Below are 21,549 nucleotides of genomic sequence, written 5' to 3'. Positions count from 1 at the left end.
GAATTATTTAGCGGGCAAAAGACATCGCTTGCATCTTTGATGAGGAACCGGGATTCGACAGGTTCCTCATTTTATGCGGAGGGGGAGGAAACCCTGATTAAGATATTATCTAACCTTTTGGACGACAACGCCAAAGAGATCAAAAGGCTGCGGCGAAAGGTTGCCGAGATTAACGCGCTTGAGCCTGCGGTTCAGGCGCTTTCTGACGGTGACTTGGCCGCCAAGACCGCCGAGTTTAAAAACCGCCTGGCGCGGGGCGAGAGCTTGGACGACCTTTTGCCCGAGGCTTTCGCCGTTGTCCGCGAGGCGGCGCGGCGGGTGCTCGGCATGCGCCACTTCGACGTGCAGCTCATGGGCGGCATTGTGCTCCATCAGGGCCGCATCGCGGAGATGAAGACCGGCGAAGGAAAGACTCTGGTGGCGACCCTACCCGCCTATCTCAACGCGCTTACCGGCAAAGGTGTCCACATTGTCACCGTTAACGATTACCTGGCCCGGCGGGACGCGGAATGGATGGGCTCGATTTACCGTTTTCTGGGGCTGAGCGTGGGGGTTATCGTCCACGGCCTCGACTGGAGCGCCCGGAAGAGGGCTTACAACGCCGACGTGACTTACGGCACTAATAACGAATTCGGTTTCGATTACCTCCGCGATAACATGGCCCTAAGCCCTGACGAAGTGGTGCAGCGGGAGCTCAACTACGCCATTGTCGACGAGGTGGACTCGATCCTCATCGACGAGGCGCGGACGCCGCTCATCATTTCGGGGCCTTCGACGAAGCCGACGGACCTTTACTACACCTTTGCCCGCCTTGTGCCGCGCCTGGAGGCGGGTAAGGACTACGTGGTGGACGAAAAGGCGCATACGGTTTCGCCCACGGAGGCGGGCGTGGCTAAGATAGAGAAGTGGCTGAAGGTCGACAACCTCTGCGACGAGAAGAACATTGAGCTGATGCACCACTTCCGGCAGGCGCTCAAGGCCCACGCCCTCATGAAGCGCGACCGGGACTACGTGGTAAAGGACGGCCAAGTGATCATTGTTGACGAATTCACCGGGCGCCTCATGTTCGGCCGCCGGTACAGCGACGGGCTCCACCAGGCAATCGAGGCTAAGGAAGGCGTCAAAATCGAGCGCGAGTCGCAGACGCTGGCCACGATCACCTTCCAGAACTACTTCCGGATGTACAAAAAACTGGCCGGGATGACGGGCACTGCGGCCACCGAGGAGGAGGAGTTCCGGAAGATTTACGGAATCGACGTGGTGGTTATCCCCACCCATAAGCCGATGATCCGGCAAGACCTGCCGGACATGGTCTTCAAAACGGAGCGGGCTAAATTCGCGGCGGTGGTGGAGGAGATCGCCCGGCGCCACGCCACCGGACAACCGGTGCTGGTGGGCACAATCTCGATCGAAAAGTCGGAGCTCATCAGCGAGATGCTGAAAAAGCGGGGCATCCCCCACAATGTGCTCAACGCCAAGCACCACGAAAAAGAAGCCGAAATCGTAGCTCAGGCCGGACGGCTCGGTGCGGTAACGATTGCTACCAACATGGCTGGCCGGGGAACAGACATCCTGCTTGGCGGCAACCCTGTTTTTATGGCGAAGGAGGAGATGCGCCGGCGGGGCTATTCTCCAGCGGTGATTGCCGAAGCTGCGGAATACGGGGAACCCTCCAGCCCCGAGGTGGCGGAGGCGCGGCGGGTTTTTCGGGAGATTTTAGCCGCGAAGACCAAAATCACGGAGGCCGAGCGGGAAAAAGTAGTGGCCCTTGGCGGGCTCCACATCATCGGCACCGAACGGCACGAGAGCCGGCGGATTGACAACCAGCTCCGCGGGCGTTGTGGCCGGCAGGGCGACCCGGGTTCCACGCAGTTTTTCTGCTCGCTCGAGGACGACCTGCTGCGCCTCTTTGGTGGCGAAACAATCGCGAACCTCGCGACAAAATTGGGCGTCGAAGAAAACGTTCCGATCCAGCACGCGCTGGTGACCCGCTCGCTCGAAACGGCGCAAAAACGGGTGGAAAACCGTAACTTCTCCATCCGGAAGCAGGTGCTCGAATACGACGACGTCATGAATCAGCAACGGGAGGTCATTTACGGGCAGCGGCGCCAGGTGCTGATGGAGGAGAACCTGCGGGAGATTATTACCAAGATGATTGAAGAGGTTGTTGCCCGGACGGTGGCCACTTACTGCCCGGAAGGCGTGCACCAGGAGGAGTGGGACCTGAACGGGTTAGCGAACTACGCGGCGCAAGTCTTCCTGCCCGACGGTATCGACCCGGCGGAACTGGCCGGAAAGCGACGGGACGAGATCAAGGCGTTGCTTTTAGAGCGAGCCGAGGCCTTCTATGACGCTCGGGAGAAGGAGCTCGGCGCACCGGCGATGCGGGAGATAGAGCGGTGGATCCTGCTCCGCGTGGTGGACGAAAAGTGGATGGACCACCTGGACGCGATGGAGCAGTTGCGCGAGGGGATCGGGCTCCGGGCCTATGGCCAGCGCGATCCCCTCATCGAGTACAAGTTTGAGAGCTACGAGATGTTTCAGAACATGGTAGCCTCTATTCAGGAGGACGCCATCCGCTACCTTTTCCGGGTGCGGGTGGCGGCAGCACCGGAGCGGCGGCAAATGGTGGAAAACAGGCAATCCGAAGATAATGGCGGCCGGACGGTGCGGCGCGAGCAGAAGGTAGGGCGCAACGACCCGTGCCCGTGCGGCAGCGGGAAGAAGTACAAGAAGTGCTGTGGCCGCCAGGTATCTGCCGGGTAGCGGTGCGGTAGCGAGAGAGACCGCGCCCTTTTGCCGGAAGGTACTTAAGAGCGTTTCAAGTTTTCAGTAAGTTAATTTGAGGAGGGGTAGGTAATTGTTTGTTGATTTAAGACGCGAGCTTGAACTGATCCGGGAGAAACTTGCCACCATCGGAGGTTCTCTTTGACGTAGCCGGGAAGCGAAAAGAGATCACCCGGCTCGAAGCAGAAATGGCCGCGCCCGGTTTCTGGGAGAACCCGGCGCGCGCGCAGGCGGTGACGCGGCAGCTTGCCCGGCTGCGGGACACACTTGCGGATTACGAGCGCTTGAGCAGCGAGTGCGAAGAGCTTGCGGTGCTGCTCGATCTCGCCGAGGAGGAAGCCGACCAGGAGTTGCTCACCGAGATAGAGGGCGATGTGCGGCGGTTGGCGCAGAGCTTGACCGCCCTTGAGATGGCGGTGCTACTCGCCGGGCCTTACGATACGGCCAGCGCTATTGTCACGCTGCATGCCGGGGCGGGCGGCACGGACGCTCAGGATTGGGTAGCGATGCTCTTCCGGATGTACACCCGCTGGGCGGAGGCGCGGGGCTTTGAGGTGCGGCTCCTCGACTCCTTGGCTGGCGACGAGGCGGGGCTGAAGAGCGTTACCTTTGAGGTTAACGGCCCCAACGCTTATGGTTACTTGCGGGCGGAGCGCGGTGTCCACCGGTTGGTGCGCATCTCGCCCTTCGACGCGAGCGGCCGCCGGCACACCTCTTTTGCTTCGGTCGATGTTCTGCCCGTTTTAGAAGAAAGTGGGGCGGTGGAGATAAAGCCGGAGGAGATTCGCGTCGATACCTTCCGGGCGAGCGGCGCCGGCGGCCAGCACGTCAACAAGACCGAGTCGGCAGTGCGGATTACCCACCTGCCGACGGGCATCACGGTCACTTGCCAGAGCGAGCGTTCGCAGGCGGCGAATAAGGCGGCGGCGCTGGAAATTTTGCAGGCTAAGCTGCTGGACTTGAAGATAAAGGAGCAGGAGGCTCAGCTCGCAAAGCTGCGCGGCGAGCAACGCGAAATCGCCTGGGGCAGCCAAATCCGGTCTTACGTGTTGAACCCCTACAGCCTGGTGAAGGACCACCGGACCGGTGTGGAGCAGGGGAACGTCCAGGCGGTGCTCGATGGGGAGATCGACGCCTTCATCCACGCCTTTTTACTGGCGGAGGCGCAGCAAAGGATGGCGAGCGAAGTCCCGGCGGTAAACCGGGCCAGGTAAGCCCTGCCGCACGTTGCGGTAGCGGCGGGGTGGCCGGCCACGTGCCGGAGGGCCCGGAAGATGCGGATTTGGCGACCGCGAAGGAAAAGCTCCCAGCTCAACCGCTAAACCGGGGCCGGTTGTTTCTTGCCTTGTGGAGGTTATTGCGAGGTTGCCCTTCGTCTTTCCTGACGGGACGCGGGAAGTGCGCAAAAGTAGTGGCTGTTTTCGTTTTTGGGTGAAGGGTGGTTTCTTTAAAGTACGGAAAGAAGGCTATCCTTTTAGTGGAAGATTCTTCTATCGTCAGGTTTTCTGTAAGAAGACTATTAGAGGCTGAGGGCTACGAGGTAGCGGAGGCGACCAGCGGCGAAGAAGCCCTCGTCAAGGCAAGAAGAAGCCTCGACCCATTTGATCTCCTCATTGTTGATATTCACCTGCCCGGCATCGACGGTTTAACCACGATCCGGAAAATAAAGGAAATGCCGGGCTACCGTTACATTCCCGTGATGGTTCTGACGGTCGACGCGAAAGCGTCTACAGTTGAGGAGGCTGTAAAATCAGGGGCCGTAGAGTACCTCTGCAAGCCTTTCACCTCCGAACAGCTCCTTCAGCGGGTTGACAGGCTGATTGGACGGGGCGAAAAAGACTCCCCATCCGAAACCCTGAAAAAACTTCTCCGCAAAGAAATCAACCGTGCTAGGAGAGGGGGTACCAAGTTTACCCTGATTCTCGCCCAAAGAAAGGCAGGCGGGCGGGGTATGGCCGAAATAGGCAGGCGCTTGCGCAGGAGGCTGCGGGAGATAGACGAAGTGGTTGTTCTCAGCGATGACCTGGTAGCTCTGGTACTCCCGTTGACAGACGCGGCGGGTTCAGAGACGGTGGTCAAAAAGTTCGGGCAGTGGATCCCGGAGGGCGGGTGGTGTTTTGGCCGGGCGGTCTACCCGGAAGATGGTTCTGGCGAAGAAGAGTTGCTACGCAGAGCCCGGGAACTTTTGCAAGAGCAAAAGCCCCAGTTGGCAACCGGTTCTGGCGGAACTGCGTCCGAGGCTACCGCCCCAGAACACCCAGGAATCGAGTAGGAGGGGGCGACTGCCCCCCGTCCTTTGGCACCACCGTACGTGGGTCCGCCTCCGAAAAGTTCCTGCTTTTTTAGTCTAAAACTCCCATCTTTTAGGCCAAAAGTCCTGTTGACAGTAAACGACACTTTTTGATAACATCCTCTTCCGATAACATCCTTCCTGGGGACCGGAAATGGATGGCTTAAACGACCATATTGACCTAAGGACGAGAAAGAATAGCTTTCAAGGAGATTAGTTTACTTGATATTAACAATGCCGCAAGGGGTCCTGGCGAACTCCGTGCGCTTTTGGAGAATGGCCTCGACCGCGTGCTCCGGGCCCTGGGCTTGGAGATGGGAACCATCTGGCTCCATCCCCACAGAGTGACGCGTGGCCTGCCGCCAGAAGCGGTGGAGATCGGGGAAATAGCAGCCGGGGCCGACCTAAGGATTCCCCAAGTGCAAGCCGTTTCCGACTGGCAAAAAGTCAAGGAAACCCATCCCGGACTGGTACCACTGGCGGGCGTTATGGCAACTTTAGGTATTCGGGCTTCCATCGCGGTTTCCCTTGAACGGGAGGGGCGTGCCGGCGGACTTGCCGTGCACGCGCCCCGGCCGCGGGCGTGGACCGGTACGGAGATAGCCCTCGTGGAAACCGCGGCCTACCTGCTTGTGGTGACGATCGAGACACTGCGGGCGGGGGAAGAACGCCGCAGGTTGAGCCGCGCCCTCAAAGTGCTCGGCAGGTGCAACGAAGCGGTTATGCGCGCGACGGATGAAACCGCGCTGATGCAGGAAATCTGCCGCCTGGTGGTGGAGGAAGGCGGGTACCGGCTGGCCTGGGTGGGCTTTGCCGAGGAGGATCCGGCCAACACGGTGCGCCCGGTGGCGCAGACCGGATTTGAAGAAGGCTATCTTGAAACAGTCACCATTACCTGTGACGATTCGGAACACGGACGCGGGCCCACCGGAACGGCCATTCGCACCGGCCAGCCGGCGGTTGTTAGAAACATACTGACCGATTCCGCTTACGCTCCCTGGCGCGAGGAGGCCACGCGGCGCGGCTATGCTTCGTCCATTGCGCTGCCGCTTATCGCCGGGGAGCGGACGATCGGCGCGCTGAACATTTACGCGGCCGAACCGGATGCTTTTGCGCCGGACGAAGTCGAGTTGCTGTGCAGGTTGGCCGACAACCTTGCATTTGGCATTCAGTCCCTGCGCGCCCGGACGGCGTTGCGCGAAAGCGAGACGAAGTATCGTGCTTTAGACGTCACCGAGCGTAAGCAGATGGAGGAAAAAATACGCTGCCAGGCCGCCCGCGCCGAGGCGCTACTGAGTGTTGCTTCCCGCCTCAACGCTCAGCTCGACCTGGACCGCGTGCTAAAAGTGGTTTGCGAGGAAGCTCGTGCTGCGCTTCGTGTTCCTATGGCTATCGTCCTGCTGCATGACGACCGGCGCGACGTGCTTGAACTGGCCGCCGGCGCGGGCTTGCCGTCGGAGTTTGCCGAGCGGCTGAAGCCGCTGCCGCGGTCTCTTTTCGGGGCGTACGTCCGGGAGGAAAACCCCGTCGTTATAATTACGGATCTGCGAACCATTCCGGACCAGCAGGTGGCTAATTTGTGCGCTGATTACAACCTCCGCACCGGTATCGGCGCAAGGTTGCAGCGGAACGGGCGGCTCATCGGCGTTCTGGCCCTGATCACTGCGGGCGAAGTCCGCCACTTTACTGCCGGGGAGCTGGCGCTGCTACAGGGCTTGGCGGATCATGCCAGTCAGGCTATTACCAACGCCCGCCTCTTTGCGGAGACGCAGCGCCGCTTAAAGCTTGTGCAGGCTCTGCGCAGCATTGACTTGGCCATCGCGGGGAGCCTCGACCTGCGCGTCACCTTTAGCGTGGTGCTGGACGAGATAACCTCCCAACTGGGCATAGATGCTGCGGCCATCCTGCGTTTTAACCCACATACCCTGATGCTGGAGTACGTCGCCTGGCGCGGTTTTCGTACGGAAACTATCAAGCGCCTCCGCCTGCGTTTGGGCGAGGGCTACGCTGGTCAGGTCGCTCTTGAGCGCCGCACCATCCACATCCCTTCTCTGCCTGAGGCTAAGCGCGACCCGGTACAGGCTCAGCTCCTGGTAGACGAAGGTTTCGTTGCCTATTACGGGGTGCCCCTCATTGCCAAAGGGCAGATTCAGGGCGTGCTGGAAGTTTGTCACCGCTCGCCTGCTGACCACGACGGGGAATGGCTGCAGTTTTTGGAGACGCTGGCCGGGCAGGCGGCCATTGCCATTGAAAATGTCGCTCTACTTGATCAAGTGCAGCACTCCCACCTGGAGCTGGTCATGGCTTACGACGCCACCATCGAGGGTTGGGCGCGCGCTCTCGAGTTGCGGGACAGAGAAACCGAGGGGCACAGCCAGCGTGTCACGGAGATGACCCTGCGCCTGGCCCGGGCGCTGGGAATGAAGGAAGAGGAGCTGGTGCACGTTCGCAGGGGGGCCCTTCTGCACGATATCGGGAAATTGGGTGTTCCCGACAGCATCCTGCTCAAACCCGGTCCGCTTTCACCGGAGGAGTGGGAGATCATGCGCCAGCACCCGCGGTATGCTTACGAGATGCTTTCTCCCATTGCCTACCTCCGTCCGGCGATAGATATTCCTTACTGCCACCACGAAAAATGGGACGGCACGGGTTACCCGCGGGGGCTAAAGGGCGAGCAGATCCCGCTGGCGGCGCGCATCTTTGCCGTGGTGGATGTGTGGGACGCCTTGGGTTCGGACCGCCCCTACCGGCCGGCCTGGCCGCCGGAGAAAGTACGTGCTTTTATTAAGGAAGAAGCAGGCAGGCATTTCGACCCGCAAGTGGTAGAGGTATTTCTGAAGATTCTGGAAGAAAAAATCACAAAATGTGAATAACCAGTTCTTCGATATTTTGTGCGGATCCCTATGGGCCTACATGCTAACACAGGCAATAGGAGGAGTAGGAGGCGGAACGGAAGCCGGGATGCTCAGCTGGAACCTGTTTTCTTGAATGGCACGCAATTACGTGCTATGCTTGTTTTAGCCTTTGGCGGAAAGGAGGGGCTATGGTGGGTGAAACCATAGGCGATCGGATCAAGCATTACGAGGCTTTACTCAGGGAGATGTGGGCTGCGTCGGCGAAGTACCTTGGTGCGTTTTCTGTGAACCTCCTGGTGGAGAGGGTTGTGTGGGAAGTTTCGTTGGAATATAAGGAAATAGAGCTCCTGCAGTACGATCAAAATGGGGTATCGTGCGCAAAGATAGCGGCCAGGCTGGAGGAAAACCCGGACTTGCCGGTTGAAGATATGTTTGTAAAGTTTATCGCCAGGTATGTAGAAATTTTGGCTAAGCTTCTCGGTCACGAAAGGGCGGAAGAAATAAGAAAGAAGTTAGGGCAGCTGGGTGAAGAATTTAGCGGGGAGCCTTTTGCTTCCAGGGAGGCATGAGAAATGGAGAGGTTGAAAACGGGCATAAAAAATCTTGATTATATTCTTGGTGGCGGCATACCTGCTTATTCATTAAACATCGTTTCTGGTTCCCCGGGCAGCGGAAAGACGATATTCGTCCAGCACATCATATTTAATAATGCTAGGAACGGGCTTAAGAGTCTATACCTGACCACTATTTCAGAGTCACAGCTGAAGATGGTGAGGCACCTTCAAGAGTTCGCGTTTTTCGCGGACGGTTTGCTTGGGGACAGGGTTATTTACGGAGATTTGGGGACTGTCCTGCGCAAAGAGGGAGCGAGCAAAGGTCTGGATTACCTGGTTCAATTGATTAAAGAACATTTGCCCAGCATAGTGGTGATTGACAGCCTCAAGGTTATAAGGGATCTTTTCCCAGACGAAAAAGCTTTTAGAGCCTTCGTCTTTGAGTTGGCCGCCCTTTTTTCAATATGGGAGATCACTGCGTTTCTTGTTGGCGAATACGAGGAACAAGAACTAACGTGTCTGAGCGAATTTGCCATTGCTGATGGGATTTTCCACCTTTACGGGCAGGAAGAAAAGCGATTTCAAAAAAGGTATATGCGTATTTTAAAAATGAGAGGAGCAAGCTTTCAGCAAGGTGAACACCTGTTTCAAATTGGCCCTTTGGGAATAGAAGTATACCCGCGCCTGAGACCGGAGGGTGAAGAACTTCAGTACGAGGTTAAGCGGGGGCGTAAAAAGTTTGGTATCCCCGAACTGGACGAAATGTTATCCGGCGGTTTACTGGAGGGGACGATTACCCTCATCTCCGGTGCTACTGGGACGGGCAAGACAATACTTGCCTTAAAGTTTTTATTTGAAGGGGTCCAAAGAGGCGAAAGGGGGATATTCTTTTCTTTCGAGGAGTCTGCACTTCAACTTCAGCATACCGCCCGCCACCTGGGGTGGGAGGTGGATAAATATTTAGCAAATGGTCAACTGGAAATAAAATTTATTTCGCCCATAGAGCTGGATGTAGACAAACATGCTTTTGAAATACTGGACATGGTCAGGGGAAAAAAGGTGGAGAGATTTGTCATCGACAGTATTTCTTCTTTTGAGAGTAGCGTTTCCGATGTTCAAAAGTACAGAGACTACCTGTGGGCAATAGGACAACAGCTCAGGAGGAGACACGTCACCACCATTTTTACCGTGCTCAACGAGGATCTCTTTTCGCCTCTTATTGTATCCAGAGCCCAGCTATCCTTAATTGCCGATAATACAATCATCCTGCGGTACGTAGAAGACAATTCTATCATTAAAAAAGTACTTGGAATCCTGAAAGCCCGGGGAAGCAATCACGACAAGTCTCTAAGGGAGTACGAGATCACCGCGGAAGGAATAAATATCCTGAATAGGCTGGATAAAGCGGATATGCTCAAATGAGGTGTTACTGAATGCATCCCAACCTTTTACTCAACGTTTCGGTGAAGTATTGGCAGGATTTTCAAGATACGCTGGCTAAAGCCATCAATGCGAACATCTACATCTTTGATGCAAAGGGTACTCCTTTCTCCCGCTTTAGTTTACCCATTAAGTTGTGCGAGGATATTAACAAAGGAAAGGAACTCCGTAACGAAAAATGTGCTAATTTTTATAAGCTTACGTGCGCGTCTTTAAAAGATAAAGATACGCTTATTTGCCCGTACGGAATTAAGCTTTGCGCCTACCGTTTGGGAAGCAATACCCAAAAGATAGGGTGCCTCGTAGTTGTTCCTGCCACACGTACGACTCTGATAGATCGCGAAGAAGAAATTGCCTTTGTTACCAAAGCAAACAACGTTTACCGGACCATCAACGAGGTTTTTAACGCCATTTTAGAAAAAAACGTACTGGGGTTACGGAGACTCGAACTGAACAGCATCTACGAGATAAGTCGCCTGATGACTTCGATTGTCGAACTGGATAAGGTCTTAGAACTCATAACAAATTCGCTGGTTATAATTTACGAAGCCGACTTGTGCTTTATTGGCCTTAGAGAAGGGGATAAAATCAGAGTAGCGCATGGTAAAGGTGTGCGCGGCAGCAACCTGTTGATTGGTAAGGAATGGCCATTGACCCACCCGTTAATCGAGCAAGTTTCTTCCAAAATTGAACCGTCAACTTTGAGCGTTGATGAACTGAAGGGACTACCGGGTTTTGCCGATGTGGAGGTTGCTCCCGGAACTCAAATCATGGTTTACCCCCTCTGGACGGCGTTAGGCATAGTCGGGTTGTTGGGCACAGCGGCCTCTGCTTCCTTGGATGATAACGGCAATAAAAACCTGCAGATATACATAAATTTCGCCGCGGTGGCTCTGGCCAATGCCACTCTTATCCGCCGCCTGGAAAAAGAAGCTGCAACCGATTTCTTAACCGATTTGTTTAACAAGCGCGTTTTAGGGGATGTACTGGCTGCCGAACTGCAAAGGGCAGCAAGGTATGGTTACCATCTGTCGGTTATTTTCCTGGATATAGATGACTTCAAGGCTTACAATGATACTTTTGGACACTTGGCCGGCGATGTGGTGTTGCAAAAGGTAGCAGAGTTAATAAAGAACTCCATCAGGGTTACGGACATTGCGTGCCGCTACGGGGGCGAGGAGTTTTTGGTCATTCTTCCAGGAACAAAAGGAGAAGATGCTGTGAAAGTGGCAAATAGAGTACGCAAATCCATAGAGGATCACCCTTTCCCGCACCGGCAGATTACAGCAAGCCTGGGTGTGGTTTCCGCGAAAAAACACGATTCCGTGGAGTCGCTGCTTGCAAGGGTAGACCGGGCCTGCTATCAGGCAAAGAAATTGGGAAAAAACCACGTATATTTGGACCTGTCTTAGTATCTTTCGCTTTGTTTATGATTACGTCCGCCCCTTCTACAGCCATACCGGCGCTCCCTCGGTTGACCCGGTAGTAATCCTCAAGATGGCCCTCTTGTCGTTGTTCCTATTTTTTCCCTGAAAATAGATTTCTTAGCAGGAAATCCACTTTCCCTATCAAATAGATTTAACGAAAAGGCTCCCTCTGGAAGAAACCTCTGGTGGGTAAAGAGTTCTTTGACAATTTAACCGTTGAAGCACCTCCAAGAAGCGAAGTTCCGGCAGGAATTATGGTTTTTTTGTCGAACAAAGGATGCGATTAGGAGAAGTTCCCTGCGGAAGAAAACTTTGCTTTGAGGAGGTTCCCAAGATGATGGCTCGAGAAACCTTCCCCACGGTGCTTTACGCTTTGCTACTGCAGGATTTTCCGGAAAGTCTAGTGCTAAGCCTGGCTGTTTTCAGTCTGCTGAACCTGCGCCTGTGGGACAGACGGGTGCTCTATCTCGCCCTTATCCTGACCGTGGGGAACCTGGTCCGCCTTCTCCCTATCGCCAACGGGATGCACACGGTGCTCCTAACCATCCTGCTGGTGGCGGTTACGCGCTACCTTACCGGGGCGAAGGTTAGCCGGATTTTCTTCGCGGTCTTGCTCTGCGGGGTGATTGTCGTGGGCATGCAGCTGCTTTACCTAGTTCCACTCATGAAGTATACCGGTATTCCTTACGAAAGGGTCTGGGCCAACCCGGTGCTCCGGGGCGCCTTCTCGCTCCCCTACGAAGTGGTCTTACTGCTGCTGGCTTTGGGGAAAAACTACTACAACCGCAAGAAGGGGTTGCTCCCCAGCTAAATTCTTATTTCATTTTTTGCTAAGGAAGGAAGCGGTCTTGCCTGGATTCAACCTAACCCGTCCTGTAGCGGCCTACTTAAGGGAAAAGCTAAACCTTACCCCGGACGAAGAAGAGATCGCCCTCTTCGGTTTGCAGACGATCCTTTACCCGGCGGTCGGGCTTTCCCTCATCCTTTTTGCGGGCTGGCTTTGCGGGTGCCTCCGGACCACCCTGACGGTCGCTTTGACGGTGCTTCTCCTGCGCCTCTTTTCCGGCGGCGCCCACGCCAGATCCCCTCTGGCCTGCGCCCTTTTAGGGGTGATTGTCGTCCCGGCGTTAGGGAAGGTGGCGGCCGTAACCGCGCCCCTTTTTACCCCTTTCAGCTTAGCCCTTACCGTGGCCGCCGGTTTTCTTCCGGTCCTGGTGCTTACCGCCCGCCTGGCACCGGTGGACGCGCCAGCCAAGCCCGTTACCGCGCCGGAAAAGCGGCGGCGGCTGCGTTCTTTGTCGCTCCTGGTAGTTTTGCTGGTCACCGCCGGGCAGTTTATCCTCCTCTTTTCAGGAAAAGCCTTGGCCCTCGTTCTCGCCGCGAGCCTGGGGCTCTGGTGGCAAACCTTCACCCTAACCCGCGCCGGCCACCGGTTTGCCACTATCTTAGGCGACCTTAAAGAAGGGAGGTGAACCGGGATGAAGCGTCTCCTGCACCGCCTCTTACCCGCTCTCTTTAGCGTTTTGGTGGCGGCTGCCTTTGCGGGTGTCAAACCGACTTGTTCTTGGGGTTTCCTTTACCAGCCGGAGGTGCCGGAAGCTTTAAGGAATAAGGTGGAGGCGTAACTCCCGTTCCCGGTACCCGGGAAGGAAGCGAAACTTCCCCGCCCCCGGGTACCGGGGACAAAGATAAAGGGCTTATAAAAACGGTTGGGGCCTGCGCCTTACGGGGAGAATCGGGCATGCGCGAGTGGGAGAAGAAGCGAAGCGAGGAGCTGTCGGAGCACGTCTTGGTGACCCATATCGTTTCCCTTTTGGTCTTTTTTGCGATTATCACCAGCTTTTATAACTTCAAGCTGGGGGTAGACTTTTCCCAATGTTTGAAGGTTAATCTCTTAATGAGTTTTTTCGCGGTGTGCATAGCTGTCTACATCCTCCGCAAGCTCATTCCCCGGGCTATCCCCCTCACCCAGACCCGGACCGACGAACTGCTTCTTTTAGCCTTCGTTCTCCCGTTGACCTTCGGTTTTCTCTGGTACTCCAAAAGTTTCTTTAGCACCAAGCTTTTGATTATGATTCCGGTGATCATTGCCGCCACTGCCTTCGGGAGGTACGGGGGGATCGGCACGGCGCTTTTCGCCGGCGCGCTTCTCTTCCTCTTAGACTACCGCGTTCTGCACGCCCTGCCCGAAAAGACTTTCCAAACCGACCTCATCGTGAGCAGTGTCGCCGTCTTCGCCGCCTGGGTGGTGGGCGGGCTAATGGAAATAGAAAAGAAGACGCAGCGGGAGCTGATCAAGCTGGCCGATTACGACCATCTGACCGGCCTTTATAACCACCGCTACCTCCAGGAAAGGCTGACGCTTTCCCTTAAGGAAGCGGCGGCGAAAAACTTCCCCGTAGCGCTGGTACTCTTCGACATCGACCAGTTCCGCTACTACAACTCCGTTTACGGCTACCAGAAGGGCGACGAGATCCTGGCCGCGATCGGGAGGCTGCTCCTGGAGGAAGTTAAAGAGCCGAACTACGCCGCCCGCTACGGGGCCGACGAGTTTATGGTGGTTTTCCCGGGGATGAACAAAGAAGAGGCTTTGGTTGAAGCTGATCGTCTCGGTAAGGAAATCGGCGCCCGCGCCACTCTCTGCCTGGAGGCTGCGGGGAACGGTTCCAAACCTTTTACTGTCTCCACGGGTATCGCCACCTACCCCGCCGACGGCGATGCCGCCGTCCCCCTTATCCGGGCCGCCGAAGACGACCTGTTCCGCACGAAGTACAGCGGCGGGAAAACCTATCTCTACCGCTCGGTCTTAAGCGAGATTTGCACCCTCAAAATCCAGGAGGCCTTTCCCACCCTCCAGTCGTTGGTTGCCCTCATCAACGCCAGGGACCGGTATACCTTCGGCCACTCCGAGCGGGTCCTTTCTTACGCCCTGGCGCTGGCGGAGAAGTTGGGCCTTCCCGAGGCGGAAAAGGAGGTTCTCCGTTACGGGGCCTACCTGCACGATCTCGGCAAGATCGAAATCGAACCCGCGATCCTGAACAAGCCCACCCGCCTGAGTACCGAAGAATGGGCGATAATGAAGAACCATACGGTATGGGGCAGCGAGATGCTCAAATCTCTTCCCGCCTTCCGGGAGATCCTGCCCTTGCTGCGCTCCCACCACGAAAATTACGACGGCTCCGGTTACCCGGACCAACTGAAAGGGAAGGAGATACCCCTTTTGGCGCGGATACTGCGCCTTGCCGACAGTTTCGACGCGATGACTACGGATCGCCCGTACAGAAAAGCTTTGAGTTTCGCCGCAGCCTGTCAGGAAATAGAAAAACACGCCGGGAGCCTTTACGACCCCGAGCTGGTACCCCTTTTCCTAAAAGTAATTAAGGAAGCGGCCGCGAAAAGTCCACGACTGGGTGCTGCCGAAAGCAGCCGGGAGAGGGTAGCAGAACACGAACTTAAAAAGGCATCGGGATAAGCCGTTCTATCGGGATAAGCCGTTCTTCGGCCTCGAAATCTCCTGATTGGCAGTGCGACCAGGGTTGAGTTTTAATTTGGCAACGCCAAGCTAATTTTGCCCCGCTGTTCGAAGGCACTCCCTACGCCTCTCTCAAGCCCGCTGCAGCTTCATCATCTCCCTCCTGCCGGCCCTCAATCCGGGAAAACAGTCTGCTTTCAAACTTGACAGGCGTTGCAACTGATGGATAGAATACTTTAGCAGGAAGGGGAGTAGCAACGTGCCTGGCGGCGTCAGTACGGCGTAATGCCCGCTGCCAGGGCGGCTTATAGCCGTTTGCGAGACCTTCGCCCGGCTTGTGTTGGAGGGTGAAGGTCTTTTTAATTTTTCAAAATTAGAGGAGGTGGGAGACTAAAATGGACTTCCTTAGCGCGGCAACTCTATTTGGCGTGTTTACCATTGTTTTAGCCGACCTTCTGCTTGCCGGTGACAACGCCCTGGTGATCGGCATGGCCTGTCGGGGGCTGCCGCCGGCACAAAAAAAGAAAGCGCTAATTTGGGGTACGGCAAGCGCGATTTTCTTACGTGTCGTTCTGACCTCCATGGCCACTTTACTTTTGCTTGTTCCTTTTCTTAGTGCCGCTGGAGGGCTGTTGCTGATTTGGGTAGCCTTGAAACTGGTGGGGCAGGAAAAGGAAGTAACCCAAATGAACGCCTCTAAAAGTCTCTTTGAGGCTATAAAGATGATTATCGTTGCCGATGCGGTGATGAGTCTGGATAACGTGCTGGCGGTAGCCGGGGCGGCTCACGGGAATATTTGCCTGGTTATCTTTGGCCTTCTGCTGAGTATTCCCATTCTCATTAGTGGGAGCCAGCTGGTTTCGCTGCTTGTGGAAAAGTACCCCCTTCTCCTTTTTGTTGGGGCGGCGGTGCTTGCCTGGACAGCCGGCAAGATGTTGGTGGAGGATAGACTTGTTCACCAACTGGTGGCTAATTCCCAGACGGCTTTTTTGCCGGTGAAAATCCTTGTTCCAGCAACGGTTACGGTTTTGGTCTTAATTGCCGGGTGGGTTTTGTACAAAAGAGAGAAGAAAAAAGAGAAAACCTTGGTTAGAAGTATTCCCGGCTGATAGGGCCCTTGCTGGCGATTCTGGAGGAGGTGTTTGCGGTGGCGCGTAGGCGGGAGGACGGCTTGAGCCGGACCAGGAGCGCGCTTTACGGGTTGGCGCGGCTGTTAGGTGACGTTTCGGCGGTGCGGAAGGGCACCGTAGGCCGCCGGCTGCTCCGTAGGGCGGCGGGCAAGGTCACGGGGAGGCTGCTAGAGAAGCTATTCAGGTAAAAAAAAAACAGAGGGCGAGGAATCCGCCGGGGAGAAACCCGGCTTTATTTTTTAAGAGGCTTTGGCGGCAACCTTCGAGAATGGCATTACTTTGGCATTACTTTACCGGTAAAAAAGGGTATCAGCAAAAAGTAAACCCACCGGAAATCCAGTCCTGGCGGGCTTTTTAGCCTGGTGGACCTGGGGGGATTCGAACCCCCGGCCTCTTGAATGCGAGTCAAGCGCTCTCCCCCTGAGCTACAGGCCCACTGACGAGAAATATTGTAGCACGGGGCGGCGCCAAACGCAAGGGGGAGAACTTATTTATCAGATATGGGGTGTATTCCGGTTTCAAAACGCTCTATGAGTCACGATATTTTTTGTAGAGAAACCTCCTGCCGCTGACGCTTGACCATCGCCTCTTCCGCGTAGTCGGCAGCGATCAGGTAAAGGTTTACCCAAAGCTCGTGCTCGTTCGGCTTACCTTCGAGTTCCTTGGCCAGTTCGCGGAATTTCTTGGTCACGCGGTCCTTGAAGGCCGAGAATTCCGCCAGGGCCTCGAGCATGTCCCGCTGGCTATAGGTCGATCCCTCGCGCAGCACTTTGAACATTATCTCACCTCCTTAGCCAGATATTACCATATCCAGGGATTATTGGCAACAGTGCAAATTTGTCGAATCGCTGTCGTTACAGGTACGACGCGCAGAGATAAAAAGGCCCGCTTTGCGGGCCTTTTTCGCGCATACGGGTTTGCTGGTCGCAGCAGGACGCGCGCCGGAGTGCCTGGCGCCTTACGTGTTGTCCGGCCAGGGCCGGTGCGCGTGCGCCCCGCCGTAAACCCCCGCTGCGCCGCTCGCATAGGCTGGGCTTGCTGCGAAGGCCTGCTGTCCGCTGACGCCGTATCCTCCGGGGGACGTGAAGGCTGCTCCGGTGTAACCGGTGTAGCCTGCGGTTTGCGCTCCCGCGGCGGGCGCCGCGTAAGTGCCGGTATAGGGCGCGCCGTAGGCACCGGTATAGGGCGCGCCGCCGGCATACGGCCCGGCGGTAATCTGCCCGGCTCCGGTGTACTGCGCCCCACCGGCGTACTGGCCGGCACCCGCATAGTGGCCGCCGGTGTACTGGGGTACGCTCCACTGCGCCGCCGCGCCCCATTGGCCGGTGGTGAGGGTCGTGCCCAGCTGCTGGGCGACCGAGGACATGGTGTTGAGTTCGTTCTGCAGGCTCAAGCAGAGCTGCTGGATGCGCTGCAGTTGTTGGCTGTTAAAGCTCTCCTGCTGGCTGAGCCGGGCAAGTTGTGACTGCGCCTGCTGTTCGGCCTGCTGCAGTTGCATGGTGACCTGGCTGATGTTGTTGAGGTCCTGACGCAAGCGACTCAGGTGGTTCTGGAGTTCCTGAAGGCGATGCATTCTTTCCCCTCCTGCTTTTTTTGGTATTATTAGCAGGTCAACCGTCCTTCATTAGTGGAAAAAAACGCCTGGACCGTAAGCAGGGTACCTGCGGGCCGCCGCCGGCCGGTCACCGGCCAATTTTAAGGTGCTGTAAATCGTAGGTGCCAAGGGGGTGCAGGCAGAAGCCGCTAACCTCCGGCGTGCAGGCGGCAAGGTGAACGCTGTAGGCAAGCGGGATTAAAGGGGAGTCGGCGGCAACGGTGGCGAGCGCCCGGGCATAGATTTGCGCCCGCAGGGGCGAATCGGGAATTTGCTGGCCCCGGGCCAGCAGCAGGTCGAGGGTGGGGTTGCGGTAGTGGGTGGCGTTTAGCCCCCGGGATATCTGAAATGAGGCGAGAAGGCAGCAGAGGAAGTTATCCGGATCGCCGTTATCGCTCGTCCACCCGTAGAGAAAAAAGTCTCCTTCCTGGCGCCTGATCGCCGCCTTAAGTTTCTCCCAGGGGTAGGCGCGGATCACGACCTCGATTCCGGCAACCGCGAGCTGTCGCTTTATCTCCGCCGCCAGCCGGATGCCCCCTGCCGGATTGTAAGGCCGTGCTTCGTTGTAAGTGAGCAGGGTAAGCGGGCGCTTTTTTAAAATGGAGGGAACTCCCGCAGGTGTCTGGTGGGAGCTGCCCGGGACCTGCTGCGGTATGGTTCCGGCGACGGGCGGCGGCAGGAGCGCGGTTGCCGGCGGCAGCAGCCGGCCGTAAAGGTTGCGGCAGAGCGCCGTCTGGTCGATGAGCAGCGCCAGCGCACGGCGGGCCGCGGGATCGGCGAACGGCTCTTTATCGGTGTAGAGGCCGAGATAACTGACGGCGGCGCCGGTGGTTTTAACCAACGTCGCGGGTGGGAGTTTACTAACGGCTGTGAGAGGAATGTTGAGCGCAATAACGCCTTTACCTTGCTGCAAAAGCCGGAGACGCCGTCCGGGATCTGGTATCTTTCGGAGCAGAACGCGGGCCACGGCGGGCATCTTATCCCAGTAGCCTTCGTAAGCCCGCAGAGATACCGCGCCCTCTCTCAACGCTTCTATTTTATAAGGGCCGGTGCCGGCCGGAAGAACGCCGGGCAGGTATATTGCGGCCTGGGGCAGCGCCAGGTTTCGCAGGAAGGGTGTATAGGGGTATTTCAGGCGAAAGGTCACGCACTGCGGGTCGGGCGCGTCCACGCTCGCGACCATCCCGAAAAGGAGGCGAAGGTAGGGCGAAACGGCGGCAGCCGATAGCTTGCGCTCAAAAGCGGCGGCCACAACAGGCGCCGTAAGGAGGCGGCCGTTGTGGAAGCGGACGCCCGGGCGAAGCCTAAAGCTCCAGGTGCGTCCGTCAGGTGACACCTGCCAACTTGTCGCCAGGCAGGGCGCGACGGCGCAGCTATCCGGTTTGAAGCGCACAAGGCCCTCGAAAACATTGGGTAGGAAGGCGCCAGCTTCGTTATTGGGGAGATTTTCTGGTATGATATTACCGGGGAGCGCAGGGGTAGCAATCAGGACCGTTGCGGTTTCATCACTGCAATGGTGCTTGCCTTTAAGGGCGACGCCGTAAAATATGGCGAGGATGGCGCAGGCCAGGACCGCAAAGAAGAAAAAATGTTTCTTCGGGATGTGAAGCACAAAGAGCTGCCGCATCTCTTTCACCGGGCGGGAGATTTTAAATTACATATTCTGGTAGCAGGAGCGTTTTCCTTGTGGATTCCCAAGTGAATTTGCGGCGCACCTCTTTCTACAAAAGGTGTTTATTTCTGGTGGCGTATCCGGTATAATTATCACCGTTGTAAATTTATCAGGAATGAGGGGAGACTGTGCTGCCGACGCCGAAAAAATACTTCGTAACTGCAGCTGCCGCCGAAGGTGCTACCAAACTCAACGCTTTCGACAATGCGCTTCTTGCAGCGCGCATCGGCAACATTAACCTAATTCGCGTTTCGAGCATCCTGCCGCCCGGAACGGAGTACGAGCCTAACTTGGTTTTCCCGCCCGGTTCGCTTGTCCCGACCGCCTACGGCTATATCATCAGCGACGTTCCGGGGGAACTCATCGCGGCCGCCGTAGGGGTAGGCATTTCGCGCGAGAGCTTCGGCGTGATTATGGAATTTTCGGGGAAGTGCACGGAGGCGGAAGCGCGGGCAAAAATCGAAGGGATGATCCGGGAGGCCTTCGACCGGCGAAAGATGGAAGTGATCGAGATGAAGATTGCGGCGGTGGAACACCGGGTTGTGCACATCGGTTGCGCCCTGGCGGCGGTGCCGCTCTGGTATTAGTTTTTCAAGGAGGTAAAAACGATGGAACTCTGGTACACCGAGGACCAAAACAACATCCTGCGCTTCAGCTACCGGGTCAACCAGTCGCTCCACGTCGAGAAGACGCCCTTCCAACACCTGGCGGTGCTTGATACCGTTGGTTTTGGGCGGATGCTGGTTCTTGACGGCATTGTGCAGACGACGGTATGGGACGAGTTTATCTACCACGAGATGATTGCTCACGTGCCGCTTAACACGCACCCGAACCCCAAAAAAGTGCTGATTATCGGGGGCGGTGATGGGGGTACGGCTCGCGAAGTGGTGCGCCATCCCCGCGTAGAAAAGGCCGTAATGGTGGAGATCGACGAGCGCGTTGTCGCCGCGGCGCGCGAGTATCTGCCGGAGCTGAGCGTGGAACTCGATAACCCAAAGCTCGACCTCCGTTTTACCGACGGCATCAAGCACGTTGCCGCGAGCCGGAACGAGTACGACGTGGTTATCATCGACTCGACTGACCCGGTGGGGCCGGCGGTCGGCCTTTTCAGCCGGGAGTTTTACAGCCAGGTTTACCAAGCGCTCAAGGAAGACGGACTTTTCGTGGCCCAAACCGAATCGCCCCTTTTTAACACCGACGTGCTGGCGCGAATCTGCAAGGATGTCGGGGCGATCTTCCCGGTTGTCCGCACCTATTTGGCCTGCGTGCCTTCCTATCCGGGCGGGCTCTGGAGCTTCACGCTGGGTTCGAAAAAGTACGATCCCCTTGAGGTTAAGCCCGAAATCATCCCGGCACTCGGCTACCGGTACTATAACCTGCAGGTCCACCGCGCGGCTTTTGCTTTGCCGCAGTTTTTGAAAGAAGCTTTGGGTCAGGGTTAAGTATGTTCACCGGGATCGTTCGCGACGGTCTTTTCCTCGCCGCGGGTGATGACTGGGCACGCGCAAAGGTGGTTCTCGTGGGCGCCGGGCTCGATAGCACGGTCTCTTTCCGGCCCGGGACGCGGGATGGGCCGCGGGCCGTCCGCTATTTTTCACAGTGTCTTGAGGAGTACAGCCTCCAGCTGGGGCGGGACCTCCGCGCCCTGCCGTTTTGCGACCTCGGCGATATTGCGCTGCCCCACGGCCACGTAGCGGAGGCGCTGACCCTCGTCGAAGACGTGGCGGCCCGGCTCTTTTCGGCCGGTAAGATACCGGGGCTGATCGGGGGCGAGCACCTGATCACCCTGCCGGTGATCAGGGCCGCGCGCCACTTTTACCCGGAGCTTGTGGTGCTTCACTTTGACGCCCATGCCGACCTGCGTGACGAGTATCTCGGTGTCAAGCTCTCCCACGCTACGGTAATGCGGCGGGTGGTGGAGCTTCTCGGGCCGGGGCGGGTATACCAGTTCGGTATTCGCTCGGCCGACGGGGAAGAGGTTTTGTACGCCCGCGAAATGACCAGATTCCACCCCTTCAAGGTGGCCGAGCCTTTCGCCGGAGTCAGAGAAAAGATAGGGGCGCGGCCCGTTTACGTAACGCTCGATATCGATGTTGTTGATCCCGCTTACGCTCCCGGGGTGGGAACGCCGGAGCCGGGCGGGATCGGCGTTGCCGAGCTGTTAGAGACGGTTTATCGTTTTCAAGGGCTTAACGTGGTCGGGTTTGACCTCGTAGAAGTTAATCCGGCGTACGACCCGGCCGGGCTAGCGCCGCTTTTGGCGGCAAAGGTGATAAGGGAGTTGGTAATGATCCTGACCGGATAAGAGACAAAGCAACAGAAGGGAGG

19 protein-coding genes and 1 tRNA gene are annotated in these 21,549 nt (G+C 56.9%); 16 read left to right on the top strand and 4 right to left on the bottom strand.

Annotation, left to right across the window (positions count from 1 at the left end; all coding sequences use genetic code 11):
• Positions 1–93: 93 nt before the first annotated feature.
• The 13 genes from secA to EDD75_RS11145 all read left to right on the top strand — a co-directional run bounded on the left by secA (position 94) and on the right by EDD75_RS11145 (position 16,143).
• The gene (gene secA, locus EDD75_RS02335) at positions 94–2,766 is read left to right on the top strand and encodes a preprotein translocase subunit SecA (protein ID WP_123928318.1); all 2,673 of its coding nucleotides are present in this window, start codon (positions 94–96) and stop codon (positions 2,764–2,766) included.
• Between the two features lie 94 nt (positions 2,767–2,860).
• Positions 2,861–4,001 (top strand): peptide chain release factor 2 gene (gene prfB, locus EDD75_RS02330; RefSeq protein WP_123927469.1). Its coding sequence is split into 2 segments (ribosomal slippage): positions 2,861–2,929 and positions 2,931–4,001, totalling 1,140 coding nucleotides; the frame shifts between segments, so codons are not numbered across the junction.
• A 263-nt stretch (positions 4,002–4,264) separates the two neighbouring features.
• A complete protein-coding gene (locus tag EDD75_RS02325) occupies positions 4,265–5,059 on the top strand; it encodes a response regulator (RefSeq protein WP_211328045.1) in 795 nt (264 codons plus the stop codon).
• Positions 5,060–5,346: 287 nt separating this feature from the next.
• Positions 5,347–7,950, top strand: a complete 2,604-nt coding sequence (locus EDD75_RS02320) for a GAF domain-containing protein (RefSeq protein WP_281277410.1) — start codon at positions 5,347–5,349, stop codon at positions 7,948–7,950.
• Between the two features lie 173 nt (positions 7,951–8,123).
• Positions 8,124–8,501: a hypothetical protein gene (locus tag EDD75_RS02315; protein ID WP_211328044.1), complete on the top strand. Its 378-nt coding sequence runs from the start codon at positions 8,124–8,126 to the stop codon at positions 8,499–8,501.
• A 3-nt stretch (positions 8,502–8,504) separates the two neighbouring features.
• Positions 8,505–9,908 carry an ATPase domain-containing protein gene (locus tag EDD75_RS02310; protein ID WP_123927455.1) on the top strand — a complete coding sequence of 468 codons (1,404 nt, stop codon included), beginning with the start codon at positions 8,505–8,507 and terminating at the stop codon, positions 9,906–9,908.
• An 11-nt stretch (positions 9,909–9,919) separates the two neighbouring features.
• Positions 9,920–11,338 (top strand): sensor domain-containing diguanylate cyclase, encoded by a 1,419-nt coding sequence (locus tag EDD75_RS02305; protein ID WP_123927452.1) that lies wholly within the window; start codon positions 9,920–9,922, stop codon positions 11,336–11,338.
• A 349-nt stretch (positions 11,339–11,687) separates the two neighbouring features.
• On the top strand, positions 11,688–12,164 hold the full coding sequence (locus EDD75_RS02300) for a hypothetical protein (protein WP_211328043.1): 477 nt from the start codon (positions 11,688–11,690) through the stop codon (positions 12,162–12,164).
• Positions 12,165–12,201: 37 nt separating this feature from the next.
• Complete coding sequence (locus EDD75_RS02295) at positions 12,202–12,825, top strand: accessory gene regulator ArgB-like protein (RefSeq protein WP_170157674.1); 624 nt, start codon at positions 12,202–12,204, stop codon at positions 12,823–12,825.
• Positions 12,826–12,831: 6 nt separating this feature from the next.
• Positions 12,832–12,978 (top strand): cyclic lactone autoinducer peptide, encoded by a 147-nt coding sequence (locus EDD75_RS02290; RefSeq protein ID WP_123927446.1) that lies wholly within the window; start codon positions 12,832–12,834, stop codon positions 12,976–12,978.
• 116 nt (positions 12,979–13,094) lie between these two features.
• A complete protein-coding gene (locus EDD75_RS02285; RefSeq protein ID WP_123927443.1) occupies positions 13,095–14,825 on the top strand; it encodes a bifunctional diguanylate cyclase/phosphohydrolase in 1,731 nt (576 codons plus the stop codon).
• A gap of 395 nt (positions 14,826–15,220) precedes the next feature.
• Positions 15,221–15,934 (top strand): TerC family protein, encoded by a 714-nt coding sequence (locus EDD75_RS02280; protein WP_123927440.1) that lies wholly within the window; start codon positions 15,221–15,223, stop codon positions 15,932–15,934.
• Between the two features lie 38 nt (positions 15,935–15,972).
• Positions 15,973–16,143 carry a hypothetical protein gene (locus EDD75_RS11145; protein ID WP_170157673.1) on the top strand — a complete coding sequence of 57 codons (171 nt, stop codon included), beginning with the start codon at positions 15,973–15,975 and terminating at the stop codon, positions 16,141–16,143.
• Between the two features lie 172 nt (positions 16,144–16,315).
• Here EDD75_RS11145 and EDD75_RS02275 read toward each other — a convergent pair.
• The 4 genes from EDD75_RS02275 to EDD75_RS02260 form a co-directional block, all read right to left on the bottom strand.
• Positions 16,316–16,390, bottom strand: a tRNA-Ala gene (locus EDD75_RS02275).
• A 100-nt stretch (positions 16,391–16,490) separates the two neighbouring features.
• A complete protein-coding gene (locus EDD75_RS02270; RefSeq protein ID WP_123927437.1) occupies positions 16,491–16,733 on the bottom strand; it encodes a hypothetical protein in 243 nt (80 codons plus the stop codon).
• A 180-nt stretch (positions 16,734–16,913) separates the two neighbouring features.
• A complete protein-coding gene (locus EDD75_RS02265) occupies positions 16,914–17,528 on the bottom strand; it encodes a hypothetical protein (protein ID WP_123927434.1) in 615 nt (204 codons plus the stop codon).
• Positions 17,529–17,637: 109 nt separating this feature from the next.
• On the bottom strand, positions 17,638–19,176 hold the full coding sequence (locus tag EDD75_RS02260) for an ABC transporter substrate-binding protein (protein ID WP_123927432.1): 1,539 nt from the start codon (positions 19,174–19,176) through the stop codon (positions 17,638–17,640).
• A gap of 173 nt (positions 19,177–19,349) precedes the next feature.
• Between EDD75_RS02260 and EDD75_RS02255 the strand changes: the two genes are divergently transcribed.
• From EDD75_RS02255 to speB, 3 genes are read left to right on the top strand one after another with little or no spacing between them, the layout of a single operon-like run.
• Complete coding sequence (locus tag EDD75_RS02255) at positions 19,350–19,808, top strand: pyruvoyl-dependent arginine decarboxylase (RefSeq protein ID WP_123927429.1); 459 nt, start codon at positions 19,350–19,352, stop codon at positions 19,806–19,808.
• A 21-nt stretch (positions 19,809–19,829) separates the two neighbouring features.
• On the top strand, positions 19,830–20,663 hold the full coding sequence (gene speE, locus EDD75_RS02250) for a polyamine aminopropyltransferase (protein WP_123927426.1): 834 nt from the start codon (positions 19,830–19,832) through the stop codon (positions 20,661–20,663).
• A gap of 2 nt (positions 20,664–20,665) precedes the next feature.
• Entirely contained in the window at positions 20,666–21,526 is an 861-nt protein-coding gene (gene speB / locus EDD75_RS02245; RefSeq protein WP_123927423.1) for an agmatinase, read from the top strand.
• The last annotated feature ends 23 nt before the right edge of the window (positions 21,527–21,549 follow it).

Source organism: Thermodesulfitimonas autotrophica (genome assembly GCF_003815015.1).
GTDB lineage: Bacteria > Bacillota > Desulfotomaculia > Desulfotomaculales > Ammonificaceae > Thermodesulfitimonas > Thermodesulfitimonas autotrophica.
The sequence above is the reverse complement of the archived record's forward strand: the minus strand, read 5'-3'. Positions and strand labels throughout refer to the sequence as shown.

Excerpts from the sequence above, each read along its gene's own strand:
- EDD75_RS02310 (WP_123927455.1), top strand. The coding sequence starts at position 8,505 with ATGGAGAGGTTGAAAACGGGCATAAAAAATCTTGATTATATTCTTGGT.
- EDD75_RS02305 (WP_123927452.1), top strand. The coding sequence starts at position 9,920 with ATGCATCCCAACCTTTTACTCAACGTTTCGGTGAAGTATTGGCAGGAT.
- EDD75_RS02300 (WP_211328043.1), top strand. The coding sequence starts at position 11,688 with ATGATGGCTCGAGAAACCTTCCCCACGGTGCTTTACGCTTTGCTACTG.
- EDD75_RS02290 (WP_123927446.1), top strand. The coding sequence starts at position 12,832 with ATGAAGCGTCTCCTGCACCGCCTCTTACCCGCTCTCTTTAGCGTTTTG.
- EDD75_RS02285 (WP_123927443.1), top strand. The coding sequence starts at position 13,095 with ATGCGCGAGTGGGAGAAGAAGCGAAGCGAGGAGCTGTCGGAGCACGTC.
- EDD75_RS02280 (WP_123927440.1), top strand. The coding sequence starts at position 15,221 with ATGGACTTCCTTAGCGCGGCAACTCTATTTGGCGTGTTTACCATTGTT.
- EDD75_RS02270 (WP_123927437.1), bottom strand. The coding sequence starts at position 16,733 with ATGTTCAAAGTGCTGCGCGAGGGATCGACCTATAGCCAGCGGGACATG.
- EDD75_RS02265 (WP_123927434.1), bottom strand. The coding sequence starts at position 17,528 with ATGCATCGCCTTCAGGAACTCCAGAACCACCTGAGTCGCTTGCGTCAG.
- EDD75_RS02260 (WP_123927432.1), bottom strand. The coding sequence starts at position 19,176 with ATGCGGCAGCTCTTTGTGCTTCACATCCCGAAGAAACATTTTTTCTTC.
- speE (WP_123927426.1), top strand. The coding sequence starts at position 19,830 with ATGGAACTCTGGTACACCGAGGACCAAAACAACATCCTGCGCTTCAGC.
- speB (WP_123927423.1), top strand. The coding sequence starts at position 20,666 with ATGTTCACCGGGATCGTTCGCGACGGTCTTTTCCTCGCCGCGGGTGAT.